This is a genomic window from Acidocella sp. KAb 2-4 (assembly GCF_020567705.1).
Lineage (GTDB): Bacteria > Pseudomonadota > Alphaproteobacteria > Acetobacterales > Acetobacteraceae > Acidocella.
This window is the reverse complement of sequence record NZ_JAJDJU010000010.1, coordinates 101,461-108,179: the sequence shown is the minus strand read 5'-3', so window position 1 is coordinate 108,179 and position 6,719 is coordinate 101,461. Positions and strand designations below refer to the sequence as shown.

The 6,719-nt window shown below is 67.8% G+C and carries 5 protein-coding genes and 1 pseudogene; 4 read left to right on the top strand and 2 right to left on the bottom strand.

Annotated elements, in window-relative coordinates; translation table 11 throughout:
* Window positions 1-361: pseudogene (locus LI953_RS08835) on the bottom strand (hypothetical protein); the annotation flags it as partial.
* A gap of 83 nt (window positions 362-444) precedes the next feature.
* On the opposite strand from LI953_RS08835, the gene LI953_RS08830 reads away from it, so the two are divergent.
* The 4 genes from LI953_RS08830 (at window position 445) to LI953_RS08815 (ending at window position 5,656) form a co-directional block, all read left to right on the top strand.
* Window positions 445-2,244, top strand: a complete 1,800-nt coding sequence (locus tag LI953_RS08830; RefSeq protein WP_227075695.1) for an alpha/beta hydrolase — start codon at window positions 445-447, stop codon at window positions 2,242-2,244.
* A 117-nt stretch (window positions 2,245-2,361) separates the two neighbouring features.
* Window positions 2,362-3,627, top strand: coding sequence for an O-antigen ligase (locus tag LI953_RS08825; RefSeq protein ID WP_227075694.1), 1,266 nt, complete (start codon window positions 2,362-2,364; stop codon window positions 3,625-3,627).
* Window positions 3,620-4,678, top strand: coding sequence for a glycosyltransferase family 4 protein (locus tag LI953_RS08820; protein ID WP_227075693.1), 1,059 nt, complete (start codon window positions 3,620-3,622; stop codon window positions 4,676-4,678). Before LI953_RS08825 ends, LI953_RS08820 begins: the two co-directional genes overlap by 8 nt.
* An 18-nt stretch (window positions 4,679-4,696) precedes the next feature.
* Complete coding sequence (locus tag LI953_RS08815; RefSeq protein WP_227075692.1) at window positions 4,697-5,656, top strand: GTP-binding protein; 960 nt, start codon at window positions 4,697-4,699, stop codon at window positions 5,654-5,656.
* Here the strand turns inward: LI953_RS08815 and LI953_RS08810 are convergent.
* A complete protein-coding gene (locus LI953_RS08810; RefSeq protein ID WP_227075691.1) occupies window positions 5,653-6,687 on the bottom strand; it encodes a hypothetical protein in 1,035 nt (344 codons plus the stop codon). The genes LI953_RS08815 and LI953_RS08810 overlap by 4 nt on opposite strands.
* Window positions 6,688-6,719: the final 32 nt, after the last annotated feature.

The window sequence follows — 6,719 nt, the reverse complement described above, 5'->3', positions numbered from 1 at the left end:
TCAGATGTGTATAAGAGACAGGTGGAGCGGTGAGTTGCAGCCCCGGCACATTGGGCACGGGCGGCGCGGCGATGGGCAGGGCCAGCCCCGCAAGCGCCTCTGGCGCCGGGGCGGAGACACCGCCCGCCGCGCCACGCGCCTGCGCCGCGATGGCCGCCTGCGCGCCAGCCGGGGTGGCGGCGGGGGCGGCTGGCACATCGGCCAGATTGGGGTAAGGCTGGTTGGCGCCTGGCGGGGCTTGCCGGCTCTGCGCAATCGCGCCACCTTCGAGGCTGTGATACAACCCCAATGGGCTTGAACACCCGCCCAGAGAAAACGCCAAGACCACCGAGAATGCCGCCGCGCCACGCCGCCGAATCATCACATCCGTCTCCCAAATCCGCCGGCGCCGCCGGCCGGAACCTGTTTGCCTGAGAACTGCCGCCACGGAAAGGATCGCCCCTCATGCCGCAACCCGAATCGCCCCAGGAACCCGATATCAAACTGCCCGACGCCGGCATGCTCGGCCGCTCGATGGCCGATATCGCGGCGCGCAGCCAGCGCATCGTCGCCGATTGGCTGAAGCGCCAGGCGAGCGAGGGCGTGGATATGGACCCGCTGAACGTAGGCAACGCCTTCATGGAGATGACCGCGAAGCTGCTCTCCAACCCGCAGCATCTGGTGGAGGCGCAGCTCGGCCTGTGGCGCGACTATGTCACCCTCTGGCAAAACACCGCCCGGCGCATCTGGTCCGGCGAGGACGCCGACCCCGTTATCGCCCATGACCCGCGCGACAAGCGCTTCGCCGATCCAGCCTGGAAGCAGAACGAGATCTTCGATTTCATCAAGCAATCCTATCTGCTCTCGGCACGCTACATCAACGACGTGGTGACCCAGGTGGACGGGCTGGATCCGAAGACCGCGCAAAAGGTCGATTTTTACGCCCGCCAGTTCATCAACGCGCTCAGCCCCTCCAATTTCGCCCTCACCAACCCCGAGGTGCTGCGCCGCACGCGCGAGACCGGCGGCGAAAACCTGGTACGCGGGCTGAACAATCTGCTGGCCGATCTCGAACAAGGGCGCGGCAATCTGCGCATCAAGATGACCGACACCGAGGCCTTCAAGATCGGCGAGAACATCGCCGTCTCCGAAGGCAAGGTGGTGTTTCAGAACGAGCTGATGCAGCTCATCCAATACAGCCCGGCGACCGAAAATGTTTACGCCCGGCCGGTGCTGATCCTGCCGCCCTGGATCAACAAATTCTACATTCTCGACCTGCGGCCCAAGAATTCCTGGGTGCGCTATCTCGTCTCCCAGGGACACACGGTGTTCATGGTCAGCTGGGTCAACCCGGATGAGAGCCTCTCGCACAAGAATTTCGACGATTACATGAGCGACGGGGTGCTGGCGGCGCTGGACGCGATCGAAAAGGCGACCAAGCAGCGCGAGGTGAACGCCATCGGCTACTGCCTGGGCGGCACGCTGTTGGCCGCCAGCCTCGGCTACATGGCCGCGACGGGCGATGAGCGCATCAAATCCGCCACCTTCTTCGTCACCCTCACCGATTTCACCGATTCGGGCGAGCTCGGCGTGTTCATTGACGAGGAGCAGCTCAGCCAGCTCGAGGAGAGGATGAGCCGGCGCGGCTATCTCGAAGGCACCGAGATGGCGACCACCTTCAACATGCTGCGCGCCAACGACCTGATCTGGAGCTTCGTGGTCAACAACTACCTGCTCGGCCAAGAGCCGTTCCCGTTCGACCTGCTGTATTGGAACTCGGACGCGACGCGGATGCCCTCGACGATGCATTCGTTCTATCTTCGCAACATGTACCAGAAGAACCTGCTCAGCCAGCCGGGCGGCATCCAGATGAAGGGCGTGCCGGTCGATCTGCGCCAGGTGAAGGTGCCGTGCTATTTCCTCTCCTGCCGCGAGGACCACATCGCGCCCTGGACCAGCACCTATAAAGGGGCGAAGAATTTCGGCGGGCCGGTGCGCTTCGTGCTTGCCGCCTCCGGCCATATCGCCGGGGTGATCAACCCGCCCGGCGGCAAATACAACCACTTCATCAACCCTGAGTTGCCGGACAATCCGGAGCCATGGTTCGAGGGCGCGACCGAGGTTGCGGGCTCCTGGTGGCCGGATTGGCAGCGCTGGGTCACCAGCTTCGACCCAACGCAGCTGCCCGCCCGCATTCCCGGCAAGGCACGCGGCCTGCCGGCGCTCGAGGAGGCGCCGGGGGCGTATGTGAAGGTTCGGATCTAACCCTGGCGCCTCCGGAGATTCCCGGCTATTCGTCCACGCGTTTTGGTTGAATCGCTCTAACTCCGGAGAGGTCGATGCGCGTTGTGAGGAGGATCGCCAGCGCGGCGGGCGCGGCTCATGCCGGCTGAGCGCCCGCGCCAGATCGCCCTGGCGGCGGCGCTGCTGGTGCCGCTGGGGCTGCTGCACGCCTTCGTGCTGGCCGAAATCTGCATCGCCGCGGTCGATGTGCTGTTTCTGGCCGAATGCGCCCGGCGGCGTGATTTCGGCTGGCTGCGCCAGGGCTGGGTGCGGGTTGGGCTGCTCTGGTGGGGCTGGCTGCTGCTCTGCTCCACGCCTCTGCCCCTGCCCGGCTTCGGCAGCGCGGGCTGGGCGCTCGGTTTCCTCCAGGTGCTGGTCATCATCCGCCTGCTGCTGTTCACCGCCGCGCTGCAAAGCTGGGTGCTGACAACACCAGAGGCACGGCGCGCCTTCTGGTGGGCGCTGGCACTGTGCGCGGTCTGGATCGGGCTGGAAAGCTGGCAGCAATACCTCACCGGGCGCAACATCTTCGGCGACCCGCGCTGGGGCGATGGCGCGCTCACCGGCCCGTTCTGGAAGCCCCGCGCCGGGGCGGCCTATGCGCATTTGCTCTACCCGGCGCTGCTGCCGCCCGTGCTGGCGCTGCTCGCCCGCCCGGGCCTGGGTGCACGCCTCGCCGGGCTGGGGCTGGCGGCGCTGGGCGTGCTCACCGCTGTATTCATTGGCCAGCGCATGCCAGTGGCGCTCACCGGGCTGGGGCTCGCGGTGGCGGCGCTCTATGTGCGCCAGCTGCGTCCGGTGGCGGTGCTGGTCTTCGCGCTCGCGGTGCTGGCAGTGCTGCTCACTCCCATCATCTCGCCCCCCACCTATGCCAAGCTGGTGCAGGAAACCGCTCGCAATCTCGGGCATTTCCTGCTCAGCCCCTATGGCGAACTTTACACCCGCGCCGCCGTGATGGCGCAGCAATCGCCCTGGCATGGCTGGGGCTATAACGGCTTCCGCGTCGGCTGTCCGCTGCCGCGCTTTGGTGGCGGCTTTCCCGCGCTCGGCATCGCGCCGACGCTGATCGGCCTCGGCGCCTGCAACCTGCATCCGCACAACTACTACATGCAGGCGCTCACCGATGCCGGCTTCCCCGGACTGATCCTGTTCGCGGCGCTGGGCGTGGCCTGGCTGCGCGCGCTGGGGGCCGGGCTGTGGCGCCAGCCGGAGGCGCTGCGCCTGGGGCTGTTCATCGGCGCGCTCACCTTCATCTGGCCCATCGGCTCCACCGATGAATTCCCCACGCTCTACATGCCGGGCTGGCTGTTCGTGCTACTCGGCCTCGGCCTGGCGCTGATCCCGACCCGGGAGCCCCGTGGCTGACCCACGAATCGCCATCGTGCTGCCGCTGGGCGAGAGCTTCTCGCCGGGCTCGGCCGGAGCGATCGCCATGGTCGTGCGCCGCTTCGCCCTGGCGCTGCCCGGCGCCGTGGTGCTGGGCCAAGCCAAGGGCGCGCCCTTCCCCGGCATAGGCTTCATCGCGGCGCGCAAGGCCAAGGCGGTGATCCGCGCCCTGGCCACGCTGCGTCCCGAAATCATCGAGGTGCATCAGCGGCCGCGCCTGGCGCTGGCACTCTCCTGGCTGTTTCCGCGCGCCCGCGTGCTGCTGTTTCTGCACAACGACCCGCTGACCATGCGCGGGCTCAAATCCCGCTTCGAGCGGCGGCTGATGCTGCGCCGGCTGCACCGGGTGGTCTGCGTCTCCGCCCATTTGGCCGCGCGTTACGCCACGGGGCTGCACGCCGCGCCCGAGGTGCTGCACAACCCGATCACCCTGGCCGAACTGCCGCCGCCCCGCGCCAAGGACAAGCTGATCCTGTTCGCCGGGCGGGTGGTGGCCGATAAGGGGGCGGATGCCTTCATCGCCGCCTGCCGGGCCACGCTGCCGCACCTGCCGGGCTGGTCGGCACGCATGGTCGGGGGCGACCGCTTCGGGCCTGACAGCCCGGAGACCAGCTATGTCGCCGCCATGCGCGCCGCCGCGGCCGAGGCGGGCATCGCGTTTCTGGGCGCCCGCCCGCATGATGAGGTGCTGGCCGAGATGACGCGCGCCGCCATCGCGGTGGTGCCGAGCCGCTGGGCCGAGCCGTTCGGCCTGTCGGCGCTGGAGGCCCTGGCCAGCGGCGCGGCGCTGATCAGCTCCGGGCGCGGCGGCCTGCGCGAAATCTCGGGCGATGCCGCGCTCTACGCCGCCCCCGACGAGCCGGAAGCTCTGGCCGGGGCGATCCTCACCCTGGCGCGCAACGACGCCGCCCGCGAAGCCCTGGCCGAAGCCGGGCGCAAACGGGCACGGGCCTTCGACACGCCATTGCTCGCCGAAAGGCTGCAGGCCTTGCGGGGCGGGGCAGGATCGCTAAATCCTGTCCTCGAATAATTCCAATGGATAGAGCCAATGTCTGATCTCGTTCCCGTCACCGTCCTCACCGGCTATCTCGGCGCCGGCAAAACCACCCTGCTCAACCACCTGCTCACCGGCACGCACGGCAAAAAATACGCCGTGGTGATCAACGAATTCGGCGAGCTGGGGGTGGATAACGACCTCGTCGTGGATTCCGACGAGGAAGTGTTCGAGATGAATAATGGCTGCATCTGCTGCACCGTGCGCGGTGATCTCATCCGCATCATCTCCGGGCTGATGAAGCGCGCCGGCAAGCTGGACGGCATCATCGTCGAGACCACCGGCCTCGCCAACCCCGCCCCGGTGGCGCAGACCTTCTTTGTCGATGAGGATGTGAAGGCCAAAACCCGGCTCGACGCCATCGTCACCGTGGTCGACGCCAAGCATTTCCTGGCCCGGCTGGAGGATGCGCCGGAAGCCGCGGATCAGGTCGCCTTCGCCGATGTGGTGGTGCTGAACAAGCTCGACCTCGCCACGCCCGAGGAGCTGGCGGCGGTGGAAGCGAAGATCAAGGCGATCAACCCCTACGCCGTCATCCACAAGGCCACGCGCGGCGATGTGCCGGCCGACCAGCTGCTCGGCCTGCACGCCTTCGACCTCAAGCGCGTGCTCGAATCCGTGCCGGATTTCCTGGAGGAGGATTCGCACACCCATAACGAGCACCTGACCAGCATCTCGATCTCCACCGACAAGCCGCTGGCGGCGGAGAAATTCCAGGCCTGGATCGGGCATATCCTGCAAACCCAGGGCCAGAACATCCTGCGCACCAAGGGCATCCTGGCCTATAAGGGCGAGGAGCGGCGCTTCGGCTTCCAGGCCGTGCACATGATCGCCGACGGCGATTTCCTGGCGCCCTGGAAAGAGGGCGAGGCCCGCACCAGCCGCATCGTGTTCATCGGGCGCGACCTCAACCGCCCGCAGCTGCGCCGCGGCTTTGAGAGCTGCGCGGCCTAAGCCGGCGGCAGCATTGCGCGCAGGCCGGGCGGGGTGAGCGCCATCACCCCCGCCCGCGCCTTATGCCAGAAGGCCGAAAGCAGCAGCAGCGCCGCCCCCGCCACCAGCGCCGTGGTGGCCAAGCCGTGGCCGAGCATGCCGGTGGCGCGCAGCACCGCCGAAAGCGCCGAAAACAGATAAAACAGCCCCGAGACCAGCAACGCCCGGCGGTCCACCAACAGCGCCACCACGCCCAGCCCGAGATAGATGGCGATCGCCGCCATCGCCTGCGCGGCGTTGGCGCTGCCATGCAGCAGGCCGAGCATGTGGAACAGCGGATGCACAATCAGCGGCGCGGCCAGCAGATGCAGCCAGAAGGCGACATCGCTGCGCCGTGTGATGCGCGCGCGGTCGGACATGTCCCAGCGCAGCGCCAGCCAGAACACACCCAGCCCCGCCGCCAGCAGCAGCCAGGACCAAAGCGGGCGTAACCCCGGCGCCAGCCCCATCAGCATCGCCATGCCGAAGAAGATCACCCCCGCCGCGCCGGCCGCCGGGGTGATGGGCACGCGGAAGCGCCGCCAATGCGCGTAGGCGGCGGCGCCGATCAGCGCCGGGCAGATGAGCAGCATGCCCGAGGTGGCGGCGGGCACCAGCGTGCCAAAGGCCAGGGCGATGCCCGTGCCGAGATTGAGCCCGATCAGCCAGATCAGCGTGGCGCCGACGCCCAGCGTGTAGGTGGCCAACAGCAGCAGGCTGGGCAGCGCCATCCGCCGCTGGCGGGTGAAATATTCAGCCAGCCCCCAGCTCGCCGCCGCCACCCACAGCCCCGGCAGACCGGTCACCGCGGTGAGCGCGCCCAGCGCCACCAGCACCAGCATCAGCGCGATGGACACGAAAATATCGTTGAAGCCGCTGACGAGGCGGACATATTCCTCGTCCACCGCCGGGGCGGTTTGTTGCGCGGCGATGAAGGCGCGGAACTTCGCCGCCTCGTCAGGGGTGAGCTTGCCCGCGGCCACCGCCGCGTCGAGGTCTGATTCAGAGTACATGGCTGTCTCTCTTGCCGCTGTTTGCGGTGGCT